18 protein-coding genes and 1 pseudogene are annotated in these 20931 nt (G+C 71.6%); 14 read left to right on the top strand and 5 right to left on the bottom strand.

Annotation, left to right across the window (positions count from 1 at the left end):
* Nucleotides 1-62: 62 nt before the first annotated feature.
* From tilS to folE, 4 genes are all read left to right on the top strand, one after another.
* Complete coding sequence (gene tilS, locus OHS81_RS15625) at nucleotides 63-1121, top strand: tRNA lysidine(34) synthetase TilS (protein ID WP_328385372.1); 1059 nt, start codon at nucleotides 63-65, stop codon at nucleotides 1119-1121.
* 86 nt (nucleotides 1122-1207) lie between these two features.
* Nucleotides 1208-1747 (top strand): hypoxanthine phosphoribosyltransferase, encoded by a 540-nt coding sequence (gene hpt / locus OHS81_RS15620; protein WP_328391189.1) that lies wholly within the window; start codon nucleotides 1208-1210, stop codon nucleotides 1745-1747.
* A 282-nt stretch (nucleotides 1748-2029) separates the two neighbouring features.
* The gene (ftsH, locus tag OHS81_RS15615) at nucleotides 2030-4042 is read left to right on the top strand and encodes an ATP-dependent zinc metalloprotease FtsH (protein WP_328385371.1); all 2013 of its coding nucleotides are present in this window, start codon (nucleotides 2030-2032) and stop codon (nucleotides 4040-4042) included.
* Between the two features lie 116 nt (nucleotides 4043-4158).
* Nucleotides 4159-4764 (top strand): GTP cyclohydrolase I FolE, encoded by a 606-nt coding sequence (folE, locus tag OHS81_RS15610; protein ID WP_088799191.1) that lies wholly within the window; start codon nucleotides 4159-4161, stop codon nucleotides 4762-4764.
* Nucleotides 4765-4941: 177 nt separating this feature from the next.
* Here folE and OHS81_RS15605 read toward each other — a convergent pair whose 3' ends face one another.
* Nucleotides 4942-6057 carry an alpha/beta hydrolase gene (locus tag OHS81_RS15605; RefSeq protein WP_328385370.1) on the bottom strand — a complete coding sequence of 372 codons (1116 nt, stop codon included), beginning with the start codon at nucleotides 6055-6057 and terminating at the stop codon, nucleotides 4942-4944.
* A 141-nt stretch (nucleotides 6058-6198) separates the two neighbouring features.
* On the opposite strand from OHS81_RS15605, the gene OHS81_RS15600 reads away from it, so the two are divergent.
* The 8 genes and pseudogenes from OHS81_RS15600 to OHS81_RS15565 all read left to right on the top strand — a co-directional run bounded on the left by OHS81_RS15600 (nucleotide 6199) and on the right by OHS81_RS15565 (nucleotide 13476).
* Complete coding sequence (locus tag OHS81_RS15600) at nucleotides 6199-8046, top strand: phosphatidylglycerol lysyltransferase domain-containing protein (protein WP_328385369.1); 1848 nt, start codon at nucleotides 6199-6201, stop codon at nucleotides 8044-8046.
* Between the two features lie 136 nt (nucleotides 8047-8182).
* Nucleotides 8183-9121 carry a dihydropteroate synthase gene (gene folP / locus OHS81_RS15595; protein WP_328385368.1) on the top strand — a complete coding sequence of 313 codons (939 nt, stop codon included), beginning with the start codon at nucleotides 8183-8185 and terminating at the stop codon, nucleotides 9119-9121.
* A gap of 5 nt (nucleotides 9122-9126) precedes the next feature.
* Nucleotides 9127-9606, top strand: coding sequence for a nuclear transport factor 2 family protein (locus OHS81_RS15590; protein WP_129294924.1), 480 nt, complete (start codon nucleotides 9127-9129; stop codon nucleotides 9604-9606).
* 486 nt (nucleotides 9607-10092) lie between these two features.
* Nucleotides 10093-10452 (top strand): dihydroneopterin aldolase, encoded by a 360-nt coding sequence (gene folB / locus OHS81_RS15585; protein WP_030077148.1) that lies wholly within the window; start codon nucleotides 10093-10095, stop codon nucleotides 10450-10452.
* The gene (gene folK, locus OHS81_RS15580; protein WP_328385367.1) at nucleotides 10449-11096 is read left to right on the top strand and encodes a 2-amino-4-hydroxy-6-hydroxymethyldihydropteridine diphosphokinase; all 648 of its coding nucleotides are present in this window, start codon (nucleotides 10449-10451) and stop codon (nucleotides 11094-11096) included. Before folB ends, folK begins: the two co-directional genes overlap by 4 nt.
* Before the next feature lie 123 nt (nucleotides 11097-11219).
* Entirely contained in the window at nucleotides 11220-11711 is a 492-nt protein-coding gene (locus tag OHS81_RS15575) for a DUF3180 domain-containing protein (RefSeq protein ID WP_328385366.1), read from the top strand.
* A gap of 152 nt (nucleotides 11712-11863) precedes the next feature.
* Nucleotides 11864-12058, top strand: a pseudogene (locus tag OHS81_RS15570) (glycine betaine ABC transporter substrate-binding protein); the annotation flags it as partial.
* Nucleotides 12059-12141: 83 nt separating this feature from the next.
* Complete coding sequence (locus OHS81_RS15565) at nucleotides 12142-13476, top strand: hypothetical protein (protein ID WP_328385365.1); 1335 nt, start codon at nucleotides 12142-12144, stop codon at nucleotides 13474-13476.
* Nucleotides 13477-13616: 140 nt separating this feature from the next.
* On the opposite strand, the gene OHS81_RS15560 is transcribed toward OHS81_RS15565, so the two are convergent.
* A complete protein-coding gene (locus tag OHS81_RS15560; protein ID WP_328385364.1) occupies nucleotides 13617-14759 on the bottom strand; it encodes an NADH-quinone oxidoreductase subunit D in 1143 nt (380 codons plus the stop codon).
* A gap of 44 nt (nucleotides 14760-14803) precedes the next feature.
* Nucleotides 14804-15850 carry an SAM-dependent methyltransferase gene (locus tag OHS81_RS15555; protein WP_328385363.1) on the bottom strand — a complete coding sequence of 349 codons (1047 nt, stop codon included), beginning with the start codon at nucleotides 15848-15850 and terminating at the stop codon, nucleotides 14804-14806.
* Between the two features lie 173 nt (nucleotides 15851-16023).
* Between OHS81_RS15555 and OHS81_RS15550 the strand changes: the two genes are divergently transcribed.
* Both OHS81_RS15550 and OHS81_RS15545 read left to right on the top strand, forming a co-directional pair.
* A complete protein-coding gene (locus OHS81_RS15550; protein ID WP_328385362.1) occupies nucleotides 16024-17226 on the top strand; it encodes a sensor histidine kinase in 1203 nt (400 codons plus the stop codon).
* A gap of 121 nt (nucleotides 17227-17347) precedes the next feature.
* The gene (locus OHS81_RS15545; protein WP_328385361.1) at nucleotides 17348-18031 is read left to right on the top strand and encodes a response regulator transcription factor; all 684 of its coding nucleotides are present in this window, start codon (nucleotides 17348-17350) and stop codon (nucleotides 18029-18031) included.
* Nucleotides 18032-18089: 58 nt separating this feature from the next.
* Here OHS81_RS15545 and OHS81_RS15540 read toward each other — a convergent pair whose 3' ends face one another.
* On the bottom strand, nucleotides 18090-19199 hold the full coding sequence (locus OHS81_RS15540; RefSeq protein WP_328385360.1) for a DUF5937 family protein: 1110 nt from the start codon (nucleotides 19197-19199) through the stop codon (nucleotides 18090-18092).
* A gap of 314 nt (nucleotides 19200-19513) precedes the next feature.
* Nucleotides 19514-20818 (bottom strand): threonine aldolase family protein, encoded by a 1305-nt coding sequence (locus tag OHS81_RS15535; RefSeq protein ID WP_443058710.1) that lies wholly within the window; start codon nucleotides 20816-20818, stop codon nucleotides 19514-19516.
* Nucleotides 20819-20931 lie beyond the last annotated feature (113 nt).

Below are 20931 nucleotides of genomic sequence, written 5' to 3'. Positions count from 1 at the left end.
GCACTCTGTGTGACGAAGATGCCCTCACCGGCGGGCTCCCAGCTGAACGATTGGAAACGGACATGGGTCCCCATCCAGCGGTCGCCGCGATACGCCTGGCGGTCCGCCGCGTACTCCACGACGTCCTCACCCACCACTGCGCGCAGGACCGGCACGAGCCCCCGCTCGTGCTCGTCGCCTGCTCCGGCGGCGCCGATTCGATGGCGCTCGCCTCCGCTCTCGCCTTCGAGGCCCCCAAGCTCGGGGTCCGCGCCGGGGGCGTCACCATCGACCACGGCCTCCAGGAGGGCTCGGACCTCCGCGCCGCCGAGGTCGCCCTGCGGCTGCGGAGCCTGCGACTGGACCCCGTCGAGGTCGTCGCCGTCGATGTGGAAGCGCCGAACAGGGTGGCGCACGGCACCGCGTACCGGGGTGGTGGCGGGCGAGGGGCGGGCGGACCGGAAGCCGCCGCCCGTGACGCTCGTTACGCCGCCCTGGATGCCACCGCCGAGCGCCACGGCGCCACCGCGGTCCTCCTCGGCCACACCCGCGACGACCAGGCGGAAACGGTGCTGCTCGGCCTCGCCCGCGGCTCCGGGACCCGCTCGCTCTCCGGTATGGCGGCGACCAGCGGCAGGGACGGCCGCTACCGCCGCCCCTTCCTCGACGTGGACCGCCAGACCGCCCGCAAGGCCTGTCTGATCCAGTCGCTGCCCGTCTGGGACGACCCGCACAACACCGACCCCGCCTACACCCGCTCACGCCTCCGCCACGAGGGCCTGCCCGCCCTGGAGAAGGCGCTCGGCAAGGGCGTCGTCGAGGCGCTGGCCCGGACCGCCCAGCTCTCCCGCGACGATGCCGACGCCCTGGACGCCTGGGCCGCGGACGCGGAGGGCACGGTCCTCGACGACACCGGCACCCTCGACGTCGCCGCTCTCTTCGCCCTGCCTCCCGCGGTGCGCCGCCGGGTGCTGCGCCGGGCCGTCATCGGCGCCGGCGCACCGGCCGGTTCGCTCTTCGCCCGCCACATCGAAGAAGTGGACCGGCTCATCACGGCCTGGCGGGGGCAGGGGGCCATCAACCTCCCCGGGCGAGTGGGTGTGCGACGGCAGGGTGGCAGACTGGTGATCCGGCAGGGCTGAGCCGCAGACGCTGCCCCGCATCCGAAGTCTCACGACTGACGCGAACACCGAACAGAGCGAGAGTGGCACGGGTGGACGACAAGGACATGGGCTCCGACCTTCAGTCGGTTCTCATCAGCAAGGAAGAGATCGACGCGAAGCTGGCGGAGCTGGCCGCGAAGATCGACGCGGAGTACGCGGGCAAGGACCTGCTCATCGTCGGTGTCCTCAAGGGCGCCGTGATGGTCATGGCGGACCTGGCGCGCGCGCTGTCCACCCCCGTCACGATGGACTGGATGGCCGTGTCGTCGTACGGCGCGGGCACCCAGTCCTCCGGTGTGGTCCGCATCCTCAAGGACCTCGACACCGACATCAAGGGCAAGCACGTCCTGATCGTCGAGGACATCATCGACTCCGGTCTGACGCTGTCGTGGCTGCTGTCGAACCTCGGCTCGCGGGAGCCGGCCTCGCTGGAGGTCTGCACGCTGCTGCGCAAGCCGGACGCGGCCAAGGTCGCCATCGACGTGAAGTGGATCGGCTTCGACATCCCCAACGAGTTCGTGGTGGGGTTCGGCCTCGATTTCGCGGAGAAGTACCGCAATCTGCCGTTCGTCGGTACTCTCGCGCCGCACGTCTACGGCGGCTGAGGGCGCTTTGTGTGCCCGTCCGGCCGGCCTGGCCGGGCGGGGCCCGGACCGGCTGCCGCGGGGCGGCGGGAACCCTTCGGGGCCTCCCGCCGTTGGAGCAGGGAGAACGGAATCCTCGGCTTCGTGTTCACCCTCGGCGCAGGCGCCGGGTGACAATGCTGGGGTACCGTCCGAAGGCAGTTCTTTTTCGGGCCAGTAATACACCGTACGCACGACCAGCCCTCCCAAGGGCGTTGTGCCTCACTGTGGCAGGAGGGACGGGGCCTCAGCGGCTCCGTATGGATGGACGTGAAGCGATACTTCCGTGGGCCGGTCATGTGGATCGTGCTGGCCGTCCTCGCCGTGGTCGTGTTGATGCAGGTCGTCGGCTCGTCCGGCGGCTACAAGACGGTGGACACCGGTCAGGTCGTCAAGGCGATCGCTGACAACAAGGTGAAATCCGCCGAGCTGACGACCGGTGACGAGAACAAGATCAAGATTGAGCTGTCGGGCTCCAACAAGATCGACGGCTCCAACAAGCTCCAGGCGAGCTACATCGGCGACCAGGGCGTCGACGTGGCCAAGAACCTGCAGGCCAAGTACCAGACCGGCGAGATCAAGGACGGGTACACCGTCTCCCCGTCGAAGCAGAACCCATTCGTCTCGGTGCTGCTTTCGCTGCTCCCCTTCGTCCTCATCGTGGTCGTCTTCCTGTTCCTGATGAACCAGATGCAGGGCGGCGGCTCCCGAGTGATGAACTTCGGGAAGTCGAAGGCGAAGCTGATCACCAAGGACACCCCCAAGACGACGTTCTCGGACGTCGCGGGGTCGGACGAGGCGGTCGAGGAGCTCCACGAGATCAAGGAGTTCCTGCAGGAGCCGGCGAAGTTCCAGGCCGTCGGCGCCAAGATCCCCAAGGGCGTGCTGCTGTACGGCCCGCCCGGAACGGGCAAGACGCTGCTGGCGCGTGCCGTCGCCGGCGAGGCGGGCGTCCCGTTCTACTCGATCTCCGGCTCCGACTTCGTCGAGATGTTCGTCGGTGTCGGTGCCTCCCGTGTCCGTGACCTCTTCGAGCAGGCCAAGACGAACGCCCCGGCGATCGTCTTCGTCGACGAGATCGACGCCGTCGGCCGGCACCGCGGTGCGGGCCTGGGCGGTGGCCACGACGAGCGCGAGCAGACCCTCAACCAGCTGCTGGTCGAGATGGACGGCTTCGACGTCAAGGGCGGCGTGATCCTGATCGCCGCCACGAACCGTCCGGACATCCTCGACCCGGCGCTGCTGCGCCCCGGCCGTTTCGACCGGCAGATCGCCGTCGACCGCCCGGACCTGCAGGGACGTCTCGAAATCCTCAAGGTCCACCAGAAGGGCAAGCCGGTCGCCCAGGACGTCGACCTCTCGGCCGTCGCCAAGCGCACCCCCGGCTTCACCGGTGCCGATCTGTCGAACGTGCTCAACGAGGCCGCGCTGCTGACGGCCCGGAGCGACGAGAAGCTGATCAACAACCACTTCCTGGACGAGGCGATCGACCGCGTCGTGGCCGGCCCGCAGAAGCGGACCCGGATCATGTCCGAGAAGGAGAAGAAGATCACCGCGTACCACGAGGGCGGACACGCCCTGGTCGCGGCGGCCTCACCGAACTCCGACCCGGTGCACAAGATCACGATCCTGTCCCGCGGCCGGGCCCTGGGCTACACCATGGTCCTGCCCGACGAGGACAAGTACTCCACGACCCGCAACGAGATGCTCGACCAGCTGGCGTACATGCTGGGCGGCCGCGCGGCCGAGGAGCTGGTCTTCCACGACCCGACCACGGGTGCCGCCAACGACATCGAGAAGGCCACCGCAACGGCCCGCGCGATGGTCACGCAGTACGGCATGACCGAACGGCTCGGCGCGATCAAGTTCGGTACCGACAACTCCGAGCCCTTCCTGGGCCGTGAGATGGGTCACCAGCGCGACTACTCGGAAGAGGTCGCCGCGCTGGTCGATGAGGAAGTCAAGAGTCTCATCGAGACCGCGCACAACGAGGCGTGGGAGATCCTGGTCGAGAACCGCGATGTGCTGGACAACCTGGTGCTGACGCTGCTGGAGAAGGAGACCCTCAACAAGGAGGAGATCGCCGAGCTCTTCAAGCACGTGGTCAAGCGCCCGGCCCGCCCGGCCTGGACCGGCTCCTCGCGCCGTACGCCCTCCAGCCGCCCGCCGGTGCTCTCGCCGCGGGAGCTGGCCCCGGCCAACGGCTCGGTGACCACGACCGCCTCCGTCTCCACGGAGAAGGCGGAAGCCCCCGAGGACCAGCGTCCCGAGAGCTGATTCCCGGGCCCACGGCCCCGGAATAAATGCCGCGCCCCCCAGGCTTAATCTGGGGGGCGCGGCATTTCGCGATTCCACCGCGATTACGAGCGGGCGCAGAAGGAACGAGGCACCACATGACCGACCCTGTGACGCTGGGCGTCGACGGCAAGATCGGCACATTCGACGAGAAGCGCGCCGAGAACGCCGTCCGCGAGCTGCTCATCGCGGTGGGCGAGGACCCGGACCGAGAGGGACTGCTGGAGACGCCGGCGCGGGTGGCACGGGCGTACAAGGAGATCTTCGCCGGGCTGTGGCAGAAGCCGGAGGACGTGCTCACCACCACGTTCGACCTCGGCCATGACGAAATGGTGCTGGTCAAGGACATCGAGCTGGTGTCCAGCTGTGAGCACCATCTGGTGCCGTTCGTCGGCGTGGCGCACGTCGGCTACATCCCGTCCGCCGACGGCAAGATCACCGGCCTGTCCAAGCTGGCCCGGCTGGTCGATGTGTACGCCCGGCGGCCGCAGGTGCAGGAACGTCTGACCACGCAGATCGCGGACTCGCTGATGGAGATCCTGGAGCCGCGCGGCGTGATCGTCGTCATCGAGTGCGAGCACATGTGCATGACCATGCGCGGCGTACGCAAGCCGGGAGCCAAGACGACGACGTCGGCCGTCCGCGGCCAGCTGCGCGACGCCGCCACGCGTGCCGAGGCGATGAGCCTGATACTCGCCCGCTGAGGCGAGGAGCCTGATACCCGCCCGCCGAGGCGAGGAGCCCGATACCCGCCCGCCGAGGCGCGAGCCCGGTACTCGCTCGCCGTGGCGCGTGCCCGAGAACGCCAACGGCCGGGCCCCTCAAGACGCTGCTTGAGGAACCCGGCCGAGGGCAGGGCCATATGGACGCGTACCGCCCCGTCAGGCCTTGAGGTGGTTGCCCAGCCACTCCAGGGCGGCCGGGATCTCGCGGCGCCAGGTGTTGAAGTTGTGGCCGCCGCTGTCGAGGATGATCGACGAGACCCGGCTCGGTGACTTCGTCTGCTGGATGAACCGCAGCGTCTGGTGGTAATTGCCCTCCCCCTGTTTGCTGCTGGTGACCAGCAGGTTCACCTCGGGGGCCGGCAGGTGCTGCTGACGCCACAGCAGGTTGTTCTCGCGCTGCAGCTGCGGGTTGCCGCCGAAGAGGTCGCCGGTGGTGGCGTCGAGGGGGGCCTTGTAGACACCGGAGAGGGCGACGGCGCTGGAGTACGCGTCGGGGTGGCGCATGGTCATCTTCAGCGCGCAGTAGCCGCCGGTGGAGTCACCGATGACACCCCAGCTCTCGGCCTCGCGCCCTATTCGGTAGTGCCCGGCGATATCCGCACGCAGGTCCTTGGTGAAAAAGGTCTCGGTCTGCGGGCCGCGCGGTATGTCCATGCACTCGGTGTCGCGGGGCGGCGCGACCGTCGGACGCATCATCACCAGGACGGTCGGCCGCATCTTGTGCTTCTTGAGCAGTTCGTGCTGGGTCTGCGGGAAATGCAGCTTTTTGTAGAGCGCCTGGGCGGTGCCCGGATAGCCGGTGAGCACCAGGGCCGCCGGGAATTTCTTGTGCGCGTATTCCTTCTGGAAGTACTGCGGCGGCAGATAGACAAAGGCGGGGCTGGCGATCCGGGAGTGTTCGCCCTGGATCAACACCTTGTCGATGCGGCCGCCGACCGCCGGGCGCGACCCGTTCCGGACGCTGACCCGCTCGGTACCCAGCATCTGCAGCTTGGTGCCGTTCGGTCCGGTCTGGTAATTGGTGACCACACCCGGCTCCTGCTCCTGGCCGAAGAGGTCGGCCCAGGACGCGTAGAAGCCGAACGAGTTGTTGGCGGACAGGCCGATCACGGCGAAGAGGGAAAGCTGGGTCGCCAACAGGAGTCCGACACGGCCGAGGACGGCGCGCCAGTTCCCCTTGGCCAGGCGGGGCCAGAGCCAAACGGTGAGGGCGAACAGTGCCACCGCAACGAGGACGGCAAGAAGCAGCACTTTCTTGCTGGTGAGACCCATGTGGTGCTTTCTTCCGGGCGGCCGGGCCATCCGTACCGCTGGTGGAACCCTTAGCCCTGAAACGCCGTCATACAGGGCGCATAAAGTCCAGATGCTGCGACAAGGCTCGCACGTTCTCTCGACCGGGGCGACGGGAAAGTGATGTCTGACAGGCTAGATGGCGAAAAGTCGGAGAAGGTTGCGTGGCGTCCGCCACGCTGGCTCCGCGGTCCGCGGCCCGAAGTGGTGCCGGCGTGCGTCGGCACGGCCGGTGTGGTCGTCGGCCTGTTGAACCTCGCCGCCGGGATGTTCCCGCGGTTCCGGCACAGCCGGGTGCACGCCCTCGCGGAGGTGCTGCCGGGCGCGGTGAGCCCGCTGGCGGCCGCCGCGTCCCTCGTCGTGGGCATCCTGCTGCTCCTTTTGGCCCACGGGCTCAAGCGGCGTAAGCGGCGGGCCTGGGGAGCGGCCGTGGCGCTGCTCCCGGTGGGGATCGCCGCTCAGCTGGTCTACCGGCACTCCGTGTTCGGCGCGGTGCTCTCGCTGGCCCTGCTGGCGTTCCTGGTGTGGCACCGCAGGGAGTTCGCGGCGCTGCCCGACCCGCGCAGCCGCTGGAAGGCGGTGGCCAACTTCGTCGTGCTCGGCGGTGCCGGCTTCGGCATCGGCATGATCATCGTCAGCTCCCACCCCAACAAGATCATCGGCTCGCCCTCCGTCTGGGACCGTGTCCAGCACGTCCTGTGGGGCCTGTGCGGCTTCGAGGGTCCGATCGGCTACACCGAGCACGTGGACTACACCGTCGGCTACTCCCTCGGCGCGCTCGGCCTGCTGACGGTCGCCACCACCGCGTACCTCGCCTTCCGCCCCGAGCACCCGGCGGCCCGGCTGACCGGCGACGACGAGCAGCAGCTGCGCGAACTGCTCGCCCGGCACGGCGCCCGTGATTCGCTCGGCTACTTCGCGCTGCGCCGCGACAAGGGCGTGGTCTTCTCCCCGACCGGCAAGGCCGCCGTCTGCTACCGGGTGATCTCTGGTGTGATGCTCGCCAGCGGCGACCCGATAGGCGATGTCGAGGCCTGGCCGGGCGCCATCGAGCGCTTCATGGCGGAGGCCAAGGCGCACTCCTGGACCCCGGCGGTCACCGGCTGCAGCGAGACCGGCGGCCAGGTGTGGACCCGGGAGACCGGGATGGACGCGCTGGAGCTCGGCGACGAGGCGATCGTGGAGGTGGCCGACTTCACCCTCGCCGGCCGCGCGATGCGCAACGTACGGCAGATGGTCAAGCGCATCGAGCGCAACGGTTACGAGACCCGGGTGCGCCGGGTGCGCGATCTGGACCCGGCCGAACTGGCGCAGGTCCAGAAGGCCGCGGACGCCTGGCGGGACACCGACACCGAGCGCGGCTTCTCCATGGCGCTGGGCCGGATCGACCCGGTGGCCGACGGCGACGCGGTGATCGCCACCGCGCATCTGGCGGCCGGCGAGGGCGAGGAGCCCGGCCCGTACGGGGACCTGAAGGCGATGCAGCACTACGTGCCGTGGGGCGACAGCGGCATTTCCCTGGAGCTGATGCGGCGCGACCGCAGTGCCGACCCCGGCATGAACGAGCTGCTGATCGTCGCCGCACTGCAGGCCGCCCCGGACCTCGGGATCAAGCAGGTGTCGCTGAACTTCGCGGTCTTCCGGTCCTCCCTGGAGCGGGGCGAGAAGCTGGGCGCGGGGCCGGTCATCCGGGTCTGGCGCGGGATGCTGGTCTTCCTGTCCCGCTGGTACCAGATCGAGTCGCTGTACAAGTTCAACGACAAGTTCCGGCCGCGCTGGGAGCCCCGCTTCGTGGTCTTCCGCAACAGCCGCGACATCCCCCGGATCGGCCTGGCGGCGCTGCAGGCCGAGGGCTATCTGGAGCTGAGCCTGCCGCGCGTACTGCGGCGCCGGAAGCCCGCCGAGCCGCGGCCGTGCGTGCACACGCCGGAGCCGGTCAGGGCGGCGGGCGCGGTCGAGCGGGCGGCCTGACCGACCGCCTGACCGACTGCCGGACCAGGCGCCGGAGGGAGTCGTTCCGTATCGTCCCGGAGCGTGCCGGCGCCCGGGCGGCCCCGCAGCCGACGGCAGCAATCCGGCCGGTCGGCACACGGCCTAGGCTGGTGCCATGAGTACCTTGCGTGGCCGGGTGGCCGGACTGCCGGACTGGGAACGCTGCGCGGTGATGGGCGTCGTCAATGTGACGCCCGATTCGTTCTCCGACGGCGGTGACTGGTTCGATACCGAACTCGCCGTCAAACACGGCCTCGACCTGGTGGCGCAGGGCGCCGACATGGTGGACGTGGGCGGTGAGTCGACCCGGCCGGGCGCGGCGCGGGTGGACGAGGCCGAGGAGCTGCGCCGGGTCGTCCCGGTCGTCCGGGAGCTTGCCGCCGCCGGTGTCGTGGTCTCCGTCGACACCATGCGCGCCTCGGTCGCCGAACAGGCCGTGGAGGCCGGGGCACGCCTGGTCAACGACGTCAGCGGGGGCGCCGCCGACCCGGCGATGGTGCCCGTGGTGGCCACGCACCACGTCCCGTTCGTGGTGATGCACTGGCGTGGCCAGTCCATCGACATGAACAACCGCGCCGTCTACGGGGACGTGGTCGCGGAGGTCGTCGACGAACTCGCCCGGAGCGTGGAGCGCGTGGTGGCCGGCGGGATCGACCCGGACCGGATCGTCATCGACCCCGGCCTGGGCTTCGCCAAGAACGCGGAGCACGATCTCGCGCTGGTCGCCGGGCTCGCACGGCTGCGGGCGCTGGGCCGTCCGTTGCTGGTGGCGGCATCGAGGAAACGGTTCCTGGGCAGGGTGCTGGCAGGGGACGAGGGAGCTGCCCCGCCGCCGGCCCGGGAGCGGGACGCCGCGACGGCGGCGGTGTCGGCGATCGTGGCGCGAGAGGGGGCCTGGGCGGTGCGGGTGCACGAGGTCAGGGCGAGCGCGGACGCGGTACGGGTGGCCCGTGCCGTGGAGGACGCGGCGGCGGCCCGGCGTGGCGGAACGGCCGGTGCGGCCGGTGCGGGTGAGATGAGCGACACGACGGCGAACACGACGGGAACGGTGTGAGCGGCTTGGGCCCACGGACGGACATCGAGCTGGTCGAGCAGGCGAACACCACGCTGTACGAGACCATCGAGCGCGGCGATCACGAGGCGCTGTCCGAGCTGTGGCTGGACGGTCAGGTGAGTGTGGTCCACCCCGGGTGGCCGGTGCTGCGGGGGCGCGGCGAGGTGCTGCGCTCGTACGCCTTGATCATGGCGAACACCGAGTACATCCAGTTCTTCCTCACCGATGTGGAGATCGATGTCGTCGGTGACACCGCGCTGGTGACCTGCACCGAGAACATCCTCAGCGGCGGGCCCGCCGAGGACGACGGCTCGGTGGGGCCGCTGATCGGCCAGCTGGTCGTGGCGACCAATGTCTTCCGGCGTACGGAAGACGGCTGGCGGGTGTGGTCGCACCACGGCTCGCCGGTGCTGGCGGACCGCGACGAGGAGGACGAGGACGACGAGGCCGGGGGAGCCGGCGACGGCGACGAGGACGCCCTCTGAGCCCGCTGCCGGGGCGTCCCTGTCAGGGGACGGTGCGCCCGGGGCGCGGGTCCGAGTGCGGCGGTGCGCCCGGGGACGCGATCCGGGGGCGGACGGGGGCGCGATCGAGATGCGGACGGGGTGTGAGCCTCGCCATGCCGCCCGCCCTTGCGTCCGGGGCGGCGCCCTGCCCCGTCGTCAGTGGTGGGGGTCAGCCATCCGGGCGAGGGCGCACCCGTTCGAGCCAAGTGCGGCACGGGTAGGGGTGGGGCGTGGGCAGGGGGGTAAGAGGCCGCGCGGACGATCTCCCGGTTTGCCGGACGCTGTCCCGAAGGGCGGCTTCTAGCAGCAGGACGGGGTCTTGTCCATAGCCCCCGTAGGCGAGGACTGTCGTTCCTCGAAGGTAGATTCGACGCCGGGGCAGTGTTGCCGGATCGCTCCGGCGGCTGCCCGGAATCCGACGAACAGTGGCGCCAGAGGTGCCGTGGACCAGTGGGAGTGATTCGCGTGGATCGTGTCGCGCTGCGTGGGCTGAAGGCCCGGGGCCACCACGGGGTGTTTCCCCGGGAGCGCGAGGAAGGGCAGACCTTCATCGTCGACCTGGTGCTCGGCCTGGACACCCGCCCGGCAGCGGCTTCCGACGATCTCGCGAAGACCGTGCACTACGGCGTTGTGGCCGAGGAGGTGGTGGCCGTCGTGCAGGGCGAGCCCGTTGACCTCATCGAGACCCTGGCGGAGCGCATCGCCGGCCAGTGCCTCAAGCACGAGGGCGTGCAGGAGGTGGAGGTGGTGGTGCACAAGCCGGACGCGCCCATCACCGTCCCCTTCGATGACGTGACCATCACCATCACTCGGAGCCGAGTATGAATTCCGCCCGTCAGCCGACCACCACCACTGATGGCACCGCCGTGCGGCGCCCCCAGCCCGGTGACCCGACCGTACAGCCGGTGCCCGCCTCCGTCGTGGAGCAGGTGGACGCCGCGGATGTGACGCTCTCCAACCCCAAACGCGCCGTGATCTCGCTGGGCAGCAACCTCGGCAACCGCCTGGAGACGCTGCAGGGCGCCGTCGACGCGCTGGAGGACACCCCTGGTCTGCGGGTCAAGGCGGTCTCCCCGGTCTACGAGACCGAGCCGTGGGGTGTGGCCCCGGGCTCCCAGCCGGCGTACTTCAACGCCGTGGTGCTGATCAAGACGACGCTGCCGCCGGCCTCTCTCCTGGAGCGCGGGCACGCCATCGAGGAGGCCTTCGAGCGGGTCCGCGACGAGCACTGGGGTCCGCGCACGATCGACGTCGACATCGTGGCGTACCAGGATGTGCTCTCCGACGACCCGCGGCTGACGCTGCCGCACCCGCGCGCCCATGAGCGGGCGTTCGTGCTGGCGCCCTGGCACGACATCGACCCGGAGGCGGAGGTTCCGGGGCACGGTGCGGTGGCCGCGCTGCTGTCGGCCGTCGGCCGTGACGGCGTGGCGCCGCGGGCGGACCTGGAACTGCGGCTGCCGGAGTAGCCGTTAGGGTTGCGGGTCGGTTCCCTGCGGGATGCATGCGTACGGGACGGACAAGGCGGCCATAACGGTAAGAATGGTTGCCGCGGCAGGGATGGTCATGACGGCGCGAGGGGCGATCGCTCGGTGAAGCAGCTACACATCAAGGTGCTGGTCGGGCTGTTTCTGGCGGCCGGGGTGCTGGCATGGGGAGGCGCCCGGCTGTGGGACTCCCTCGGCACCCTCCCCAGCGTTCCGGTGGCGGCGCCGATCGTGCTGGCGCTGATCGCCGCGGTGCTCGCCGCCACCGCGCTCGCGCTCCGGGCGCGGCTGCGCGCGCAGCGCGAGCGCCGGCCGGGCGCCAAGGGCGTCGATCCGCTGGTGGCCGCCCGCGCGGTGGTCTTCGGCCAGGCGAGCGCGCTGGTGGCCTCGCTGGTCGCGGGGCTGTACGGCGGCGTCGGCGTGTTTTTGCTGACCACCGGCCTCGATGCCGTGCCGCGCCGGGACCAGGCGATCTACGCCGGTCTGTCGGTGGCCGCCGGGGTGGCGGTGGTCGCCGCGGCGGTCTTCCTGGAGCGGGTGTGCAAGCTCCCGGAGGACGACGGCAACGGGAACGGCGGGGCGGATGTGTCGGTGTGAGGCCGGGGCGGTCGGCGGGGTGGCCTGAGGCCGGTGCGGCCGGTGCGGCCGACGGGGGCGGGCCGAGGAGTCCCCAGTGGTGGAGCCCCCTTGTGGACGGGCGGCCGTGAAAGCGGTGTTACACGTGTGTAGATCTCTTCCCGCGTCCTGACGATGCCGGTTACCGCACACGGGTTCAGACCCTGGACCGTCGCGAGCTGTAGGAACCGGCCTTGGAGAAGGGCCAGTTCGACGTCGTTCCGGAATACGCCTCCACCCTCGCCGAATTCCTCAACGCGAAGAAGAACGGCACCAAGGCGAAGCCCGTCGCCTCCGGCGGCACCGGTAAGACGGTGACCGGAGTCCAGGGATCTGGTCGAGAAGTAACCAGCGGGAAACGGATTCGTGTGCAGGGCCCCATAGGTCCCGCACGCACGGTAAGTTTCTGGCCATGCCACGAGGACGCCACCGCCAATCACCACCCCTCCACCGGCTGCTTCCTCCCGCGACGGTCGCCGGTGCGTCAATTGCCTGCGCCGCGGGCGCGTGGTGTGTCGGCGACGATCTGGTGCAACGGGTGCTCGCCGCGGGCGCGGCGGCCGCCGCCCTCACCGGCGCCGTCCTTCTGCGGAGCTGGGACCGTACCGCCGGCCGACGGGTCGCCGAACTGGACCGCGCCCGGGTGCGCGACGAGTGGCGCACCGAGGAGCGGATAGCCGAGCTCGAAACGGATGTGGAGGAATCCCGCGAGCGCCGCGCCGCCCTGGAGACCAAACTCCGTGCCAAGCGCGCCGAATTGGCCCGGCTGCGCAGCGAACACGCCGCCCTGCTGCGCCGTTACGCCACCGCGGAGACCGAGCGGGCCAGCGCCCTGGAAGGCCGCCGGCTGCTCGCCATCGAGGCGGCCGCCCCGGCCAAGGCGCTGCCGGCCGCTGCCGCTCTGCCCCGCGCGCTCGACTTCGTCCGGACAGGGGGGACCTCGACGGCTTCGTTCCCGGTCCGGCGCGAGCCCGCCGCGAACGGGGACGGCCAGGACCCGTCCGCATCCCCGGCTCCGGCCCCGGCTCGGGCCACCGCGACCTTCGCCGAGGCCGACCGGGCGCTGCGTCAGCTGGCCCGCAACGCCGCCCGGCAGCGCACCGCCCAGAAGGCCGCGCGCCTGGCGCGGGACGGCGCCGGTGCCGGTGCCGAAGGGGCCACCCGGTCCGGGCCGCCCGCGGCCCGCGATGCCGGGGACGGCCAGGACGGTGAGAACGGCCGGGGGACCCCGCCGGCGGCCGCCGCACCGCGCACGGGCGACGCGCCGGCCCGTACGGCCGCCGCCTCCGGACCCGCGCTCCGCCCGGTCCCGGCCACCGCAGCCGCCCTCGCCCCGTCCCGCCCCGCCGCATCCCGCGCACAGGGCGGCTTCGACTTCTTCGGCAATGCGACCGCCGCCGGCCCCCGGGAGCTGTCCACGCCGCTGGAGGACGACCTGGCGGATGTCGTCGGCGACGAGGCGCTTGCCGAACAGTCGGCCCGTGCGCGGGCACGTACGGCCCGCGCGGCCCGTACGGACGCGCGTCCACAGCCGTCCGCGGAGGACGCCGCGGCCGATGGCGAGCACACCCGTGACGGGAACGCCCGCGACGGGCAGCCCCGCGACGAGCAGCGGACGGACGGCGGGCGCGCGGACGAGCAGAGCGACGGCGCCACGACCGCGGGCACCGGCGAGGTCATCGACCTGACCGCGCACGAGGAGACCGAGCAGTTCGCCTTCGGCGCCCTGCGCAGCGCCATCTCCTGATCCTGAGCTGACGGCCGTCCGGCCCCGGAGCGTTCACCGGCTCCGGGGCCGGACGGCTTTCGGCAGGCCCGAGCCGGCCGTGACGGGCAGGGCGCAAAGGCGCCCGGGCCGTGACGAGGGCGCAAAGGCGGCCGTCCGGTCTACTTGTCGATATCCCCGACGACGAAGAAGAACGAGCCGAGAATGGCGACCATATCGGCGACCAGCGTGCCCGGCAGCAGCTCCACCAGCGCCTGGATGTTGTTGAACGACGCCGAGCGCAGCTTGAGGCGGTAGGGGGTCTTGTCGCCCTTGGAGACGAGGTAGTAGCCGTTGATGCCGAGCGGGTTCTCGGTCCAGGCGTACGTCGCGCCCTCGGGGGCCTTCAGCACCTTCGGCAGCCGCTGATTGACCGGCCCCGGCGGCAGCTCCGCGATCCGGTCCATGCAGGCATCGGCGAGATCGAGCGCGTTGTGGCTCTGCTCCAGCAGGCATTCGAAGCGGGCCAGGCAGTCGCCCTCCTCGCGGGTGACGACCTTGAGCGTGGACTGCAGCTCCCCGTACGCCAGATACGGCTCGTCGCGCCGCAGGTCGAAGTCCACACCGGAGGCCCGGGCGATCGGCCCGGAGACGCCGTACCCGTGCACCGTCTCCGGCGCGAGCACCCCGACCCCGCGGGTCCGGCCGCGGAAGATCTCGTTGCCCAGGACCAGATTGTCGAAGACGTCCATCCGGGAGCGCACCTCGGCGACGGCGTGCCGGGCCCGGCCGAGCCAGCCCGCCGGCAGGTCCTCCTTGAGGCCGCCGACGCGGTTGAACATGTAGTGCATCCGGCCGCCGGAGATCTCCTCCATCACGGACTGGAGCTCTTCCCGCTCACGGAAGGCGTGGAAGACGGGGGTGATCCCGCCGAGCTCCAGGGGGTACGAGCCCAGGAACATCAGATGGTTCAGCACCCGGTTCAGCTCGGCGAGCAGCGTCCGCATCCATACGGCGCGCTCCGGCACCTCCATGCCGAGCATCCGCTCGACGGCCAGCACCACGCCCAGCTCGTTGGAGAACGCCGACAGCCAGTCGTGCCGGTTGGCGAGCATGATGATCTGGCGGTAGTCGCGCGCCTCGAAGAGCTTCTCGGCGCCGCGGTGCATATAGCCGATCACCGGCTCGGCGTGCTGGATGCGCTCGCCGTCCAGGACGAGGCGCAGTCGCAGCACGCCGTGCGTCGAGGGATGCTGCGGGCCGATGTTCAGCACCATGTCGGTGCTCTCCGCCGCGCCGCCGATGCCGACCGTCGTCTCCGTCATGGGAACAGTCTTGCAGCACGCCGCCGAGGGAGCCGCCCTGGCCCTCAGGCGGCGTCCGCCGGCCCGAGCAGGCCCGCGCACGCCCCGCCCACCGGCTCCAGGAGCCAGCCGAAGCCGCCGAGGCCCGCCGGATCGGTCAGCTCCGCCGCGGCCCCGGCCGCGCTCAGGGCCCGTACGTAGCCGGCAGGGTCGGTGGCGGCCATGGCGAGCGGCGGACGGCGGCCGTCCACCCCCAGGGCACGCAGCGCCGCGCGCTGGGTCAGGCGCTGCGCCGACGGCCCGGCGCAGGCGTCCAGCGCCACATGCGCCGTGATGTCGCAGCTCCCGTCCGGTACGGGCGCCACCTCGCGGCCGTCGCGGAAGCCGGTGAGCGTGCCGAAGAGTGGCCGGTCGCCCTGCTCGTGCGCATAGTCCACGGCGACGGCGAGCCCGGCGCGCAGCGTACGGACGGCCTGCGCCCAGGCCTCGTCCCGGGGCCTGCCGATCTCGGCACGCAGCCCGGGGGAGGCGGCATCCGGGGCGTTCACGGCGGCACCCGCGGGCGGGGGCGCCCACCACCGGCCCAGCCACTGTGCGTCCGCGCCGTCCACCGGCTCGCCCAGCCGCTCCGTGCCGTCGGCACGGACGAGAACCCGGCGCGGCACCCCGTCCGCGTCCGTCTCGACGACGTCCACCGGCACATTGTCGAGCCATTCGTTCGCGAACAGCAGGCCGGTGACCGAGCCGGGGGCGGGCAGCTCGCTGCGCCAGGCGATCCGCGGATCGAGACCCCGGGGGCGCGCGGCGCGCTCGACCGCGCACGGGCGCAGCCGCGCGGCCACCTCGTCGGGCAGCGCGGCCAGCACACCGGTCAGCAGCTCACCGCGCCCCGCGCCCACATCGACCAGCGCCAGCTGGTCCGGACGGCCCAGCGCGGCGTCCACCCGGCGCAGGAGGGTGGCGACGGCTTCGGCGTACAGGGGGGAGGCGTGCACGGAGGTGCGGAAGTGGCCGGCCGGACCGGGGCCTCCAGGGCGTGTGTAGAAGCCGTCACCGGGACCGTACAGCGCCCGTTCCGTGGCCTCGCGCCACCCGCACCACTCGTTCGTCACCCGCCCCACGGTACGGGCGGGCGCCGCCCCGCGCGGGCGGGGTGGTACGCGGGCCGTCCCCCCTTCCCACACATTTGGCGCATGGAGTCTCCACCTTGGGGAGTAGGCCCGGCGCACAGGATCGCTCCTCCGGTTGACTCGTACACGTATGCGTGGTGCCTACGCTGGGTTACGTGCAGCGCCTCTATGACTTCCTCCGCAGGCACCCGACGGGAGTGGACACCTTCTGGGCCGTCCTCCTGCTCGGGCTCAGCGGCCTGTGGGCAATGACCGAGGCCGGCAGCCCCCGGATCTTCGGCGCGATCTTCTCGGCCGGCCTGTGCCTCGTCATCGCGCTGCGCCGCAAGGCTCCGGTGAAAATGCTGCTGCTGACGGCGGCCATCGGCGTCGGCCAGCTGATCACCGGTGTCCAGATCGTTCCCGCCGACTTCGCGATGTTCGTGATCGCCTACACCGTCGCGTCGGCACCCGCCGTCCCCCGCTGGGCCTCCCGCTGCGCCCTCGCCGGCGCCCTCGTCGGTCCCGCCCTCTCCACCATTCGCTTCAATGACGCCTTCGGCGGGCGGACGATAGGCCAGAGCCTGTTCGGTACGGTGCTGTTCACCGTGCCCTTCGTCCTGGCCTGGGTGCTCGGCGATTCCATGCGCACCCGCCGCGCCTACTGGGCACAACTGGAGGAGAAGGCCGCCCGGCTGGAGAAGGAGCGCGAGGCCCAGTCCCGGATCGCGGTCGCGGCCGAGCGCGCCCGTATCGCCCGCGAACTCCACGATGTCGTCGCCCACAACGTTTCGGTGATGGTCGTCCAGGCCGACGGCGCCGCATACGTCCTCGATGCCGCGCCGGAGCAGACCCGGCAGGCCCTGGAGACGATCTCCGGCACCGGACGCCAGGCGCTGGCCGAGATGCGCCGGCTGCTGGGCGTCCTGCGCACCGGCGAACAGCCCGAGGGCGGCGAATACGTCCCCCAGCCGGGCGTGGACCAGCTCAGCGACCTCATGGAGCAGGTCCGCGGCGCGGGGCTGCCGGTCGACTTCCAGGTCGAGGGCGAGCCGCGGGAGCTGCCCAGCAGCGTCGAACTCACCGCCTACCGCATCGTCCAGGAAGCACTCACCAACACCCGCAAACACGGCGGCCCCGCCGTCGGCGCGACCGTCCGCCTCTCCTACCAGGACGACGATCTCGATCTGCTCATCGAGGACGACGGACGGGGCGCGCAGCGCGAGCTCTACGAAGAGGGCGGGGCGGACGGCCTCGGCCACGGCCTGATCGGGATGCGCGAGCGGGTCGGCATGGTCGGCGGCACCCTGGCTGCCGGACCGCGGCCGGGGGGCGGCTTCCGGGTCAGCGCCGTCCTGCCGCTCAAACCGGTGCGGTGAGCGGGACGACCGGGCCGGTGCCGCGGGCGGCCGGCCCGCGGACGCCCGCCCCGGAATCCGGCCCGCCGCACTTCACCCCGTACGCTCGGCCCCCACTCCTGCACGAAAGGACCCCCTGCCCATGACCATCCGTGTGATGCTCGTCGACGACCAGGTGCTGCTGCGCACCGGTTTCCGGATGGTGCTGGCCGCACAGCCCGACATGGAGGTCGTCGCGGAGGCGGGGAACGGTGTGGAAGCCCTGGAGGTGCTGCGCGCCACCCACGTCGACGTGATCCTCATGGACGTACGGATGCCGCATCTGGACGGCGTGGAGGCCACCCGCCGGATCTGCGAGGGCGGGCAGAAGGCGGACGCGCCGAAGGTCCTCATCCTGACCACCTTCGACCTCGATGAATACGCCTTCTCCGCGCTGAAGGCCGGGGCCAGCGGCTTCATGCTCAAGGACGTCCCGCCCGGTGACCTGCTCGCCGCGATCCGGGCGGTGCAGAGCGGCGATGCGGTCGTCGCCCCGTCCACCACCCGCCGGCTCCTCGACCGCTTCACCCCCATGCTGCCCGCCACCTCCGCCGAGCCGGCCCGGCCCGAGCTGGAGCGGCTGACGGAGCGTGAGCGGGAGGTGCTGCTGCTGGTCGCGCAGGGCCTGTCCAACGGCGAGATCGCGGCACGGCTGGTGCTCTCGGAGGCCACGGTCAAAACCCATGTGGGCCGCATCCTCGCCAAGTTGGGCCTGCGGGACCGGGTCCAGGCGGTGGTACTCGCGTACGAGACGGGGCTGGTGCGGGCAGGGGGAGCGGGGGCGTAGCAGGAGCGCGCGGCGCGGGAGCTTCAGCGCGCTCTGCCCTCCTCCGGCCGGACCGCCGTCAACGCAGCACGCCTTCAAGGAAGTCGCTGCCCAGCCGGGCCACCACCTGGAGGTCCAGCTGGTGCAGCACATAGCGCCCGCGACGCCGCGTCTGGATCAGCCCGGCCTTCTTCAGCGTGGCGATATGCCGCGAGACCTCCGGCGAGGTGATCCCGAAAGCGTGCGCCAGCTCTCCCGTCGTATGCGGCCCCCGTGACAGCGTCCGGCACAGCTGCATCCGCATCGGGTGGCCCAGCGCCTCCAGCCGCTGCTGGACGAGTTCCAGTGCGGCCGGCGCCGGCAACTCCCGGTCGGCGACCGGGTACTGGAGCACGGGGCGCCAGCCCGGGGCGTGGCCGAACAGCAGATGCGGCCAGCCGAACGACGTCGGCAGGAAGGTGACGCCCGGATCCTCGGGCCTGGAGAAGGCCGTCGTACGCCCCCGGGCCAGCTTGTCGACCAGGATGCGGGTACCGCCGCTGCCGTCCCGCGCACTCTCCAGGGACAGCGCCTTCGACGTCGCGGACAGCGTCTCGGCCAGGCCCTTGTGGCGCAGCAGTTCGGTCTTGTGCCGGGCATCCGCCGCCAGCTGGATGCCCACCCGTCGCCAGATGTCGCCGAAGAACGCCTCCTCGCAGTCCTCGAACAGGCGGCGCAGCCATACCCGCAGGCCGTCGGGGTCGGTGAGCATCCGGTCGGTGAAGGCCGCCTGCCGCGGACCGCGTGCGGCGGCCATCTCCCGTACCCGCGCCCGCTCACCCGCATCGACGAGGGGCGAGGGCGTGGGGGAGGTGTAGCTCGCCGAACAGGTGATCTCGAACGCGGAGGCCACGAACCGCTCGTCGTCGATCGTGTCCAGCTCGTCCAGCTCCGCGGCCAGCGTCGCCCCGGGACGGGCCGGCAGCAGGATGTCGGCACGGGAGGACCGCCACAGGAAGTCCGCCTCGCACAGCCGGTCGGCCAGGTCGGTCTTCAGCGCCGCGTTGGTGGCGGTGACCCAGCCGTGCAGCCCGGGGTGGTGGCCCGGCTCGGAGAGCGCATGCAGCGCGGCGCCCAGCTCCGCCAACGGCGAGGGGCAGAAGACGACGCGCTCCGGCGGCAGCCCGGTGATGTCGATGACGTTGGCCATGCGCCCATCATGCGCGAAGCCACCACCTGCACGGACGTCGATTGACGGCTCCCGTCAATCGACGGGCCACCGGCCACGGAACCGCCCCACAGTGAGGCATATGAACGCCGCTCAGCAGCACCTCCTCGACACCTACCGGGCCGCCCGGCGGGGCGAAGCAGCCCCACCCGCCCCGGGCACCCACACCGTCCGCACCGCGCGTGAGATCCGGCAATGGCGCCGCTTCCAGGCCGTCGTCACGGACCCCGGCAGCCGTCTTCGGGGACGGGTCCGGCGGGGCGGGCGGTCGGGCCTCACGGCCTGGCTGCGCCGCCTCACCCCCCGACCCGGCCCACGAACTCCACGAACTCCCTGACGGCCGCCCGCACCTCGTCCGCCGTCCAGCCCAGGGCGGAGGCGGCGACGGTCACCTCGGTCAGCGCCACCCCGGGCGGACCGCCCGGGGCGGGCTCGAACCACCTCTGGAACAGCGCCGTCCCGGCCTTCTCCGCCTGGCGTACGACGGCCTCGTCTAGCAGCGCGGGCGGGTGTGGCAGCCACACCTGGAACTGATGGGTGTGCGGCACCTCCGGGTGCACCCTGAACCACGGGACACCGGCCGCGGCCAAGCCCTCGCCCAGCGCGCGGGCCACGATCTCTGCCTGGGCCACGTACTCCGGCAGGCGCGGCAGCTCACGGTCCAGGCCGATCAGGGCGGCCAGCGCGGCCGGCCACTGCTGGAACTGCCGGCCGCCGTAGCGGTGCTGCCAGGTCCGCGCCTCCTCGATGAAGTCCTCGCTGCCCGCGAGCGCGGCGCCCGATATGCCGCCCAGCGTTTTGTAGAAGGAGACATACACGCTGTCCGCGAGGGCCGCGATCTCCGGGAGCGTACGGCCGAAGTGCGGGCCGCATTCCCACAGCCGCGCGCCGTCGAAGTGCACCACCGCATCCCGCTCCCGGGCCGCCGCCACCACCGCGGTCAGCTCGTCCCACGACGGCAGTACGAATCCGGCATCGCGGAGCGGGAGTTCGAGCGCAAGGGCTCCGAAGGGCTCCGCCAGGCCGGACACCTCCGCGGCGGTCGGCAGCCGCGGTGCGTCCGTCGGATGCACCATGCGCAGCCCGCTGACCACCGCATAGGCGTCGCGCTCATGCATCTCCAGATGCGACAGAGGATGTCCGGCGACCGTGGCGTTGCCCGTACGCCCCGCCCAGCAGCGCAGCGCCACCTGCTGGGCCATCGTGCCGCTCGGGAAGAAGGCGGCGGCCTCGGTACCCAGGGTGTCGGCGGTCCGGCGCTCCAGCTCGCCGACGATGCTGTCGTCGTCGCCGTAGAAATCGGGTCGGTTGTCCAGGTCGTAGACGGCCGGTGCTTCGGCGACCAGGCCCTCCAGCCGCTCGCGGACCGTCTCCAGGGACGCGTTCCCCGTCAGCATCCGCTCCGCGCCGCGGAAAGCGGCCAGCCTGCGCGCGAGCTCGGCCGACGCGGTCCCCTCCTCCCCCGGAGCGCCGCCCGGGATGCCCGGGCTCGTGAGGCCCGGGGCCGTGACGCCGGGGCTCGTGTCGCCTGCATCGGTGATGCCCGCGTTCGTGACGTCTGCGCCCGTGACGCCCGCGCCCGCTTCCCTCATGTGCCTCATGTGCCTCATGTGCCTCATGTGTTTCAACGCCCCCCTGGCTGCTGTTTCTCTCACGGCCCGAGGCCATGCCTCTGCCATGCCTCTGCCACGTCCCTGCCGCTCCTCCGCGCGGC

Source organism: Streptomyces sp. NBC_00400 (genome assembly GCF_036048035.1).
Classification (GTDB): Bacteria; Actinomycetota; Actinomycetes; order Streptomycetales; family Streptomycetaceae; genus Streptomyces.
This window is presented reverse-complemented; position numbering and strand designations above follow the sequence as displayed.

Bases quoted from the DNA above. Each gene is read 5' to 3' on its own strand.
- OHS81_RS15545 (WP_328385361.1), top strand. From the start codon at position 17,348: ATGACCATCCGTGTGATGCTCGTCGACGACCAGGTGCTGCTGCGCACC.
- folP (WP_328385368.1), top strand. From the start codon at position 8,183: ATGAGTACCTTGCGTGGCCGGGTGGCCGGACTGCCGGACTGGGAACGC.
- folK (WP_328385367.1), top strand. From the start codon at position 10,449: ATGAATTCCGCCCGTCAGCCGACCACCACCACTGATGGCACCGCCGTG.
- OHS81_RS15600 (WP_328385369.1), top strand. From the start codon at position 6,199: ATGTCTGACAGGCTAGATGGCGAAAAGTCGGAGAAGGTTGCGTGGCGT.
- ftsH (WP_328385371.1), top strand. From the start codon at position 2,030: ATGGACGTGAAGCGATACTTCCGTGGGCCGGTCATGTGGATCGTGCTG.
- tilS (WP_328385372.1), top strand. From the start codon at position 63: ATGGGTCCCCATCCAGCGGTCGCCGCGATACGCCTGGCGGTCCGCCGC.
- OHS81_RS15565 (WP_328385365.1), top strand. From the start codon at position 12,142: ATGCCACGAGGACGCCACCGCCAATCACCACCCCTCCACCGGCTGCTT.
- hpt (WP_328391189.1), top strand. From the start codon at position 1,208: ATGGGCTCCGACCTTCAGTCGGTTCTCATCAGCAAGGAAGAGATCGAC.
- OHS81_RS15560 (WP_328385364.1), bottom strand. From the start codon at position 14,759: ATGACGGAGACGACGGTCGGCATCGGCGGCGCGGCGGAGAGCACCGAC.
- OHS81_RS15605 (WP_328385370.1), bottom strand. From the start codon at position 6,057: ATGGGTCTCACCAGCAAGAAAGTGCTGCTTCTTGCCGTCCTCGTTGCG.
- OHS81_RS15540 (WP_328385360.1), bottom strand. From the start codon at position 19,199: ATGGCCAACGTCATCGACATCACCGGGCTGCCGCCGGAGCGCGTCGTC.
- OHS81_RS15535 (WP_443058710.1), bottom strand. From the start codon at position 20,818: ATGAGGCACATGAGGGAAGCGGGCGCGGGCGTCACGGGCGCAGACGTC.
- folE (WP_088799191.1), top strand. From the start codon at position 4,159: ATGACCGACCCTGTGACGCTGGGCGTCGACGGCAAGATCGGCACATTC.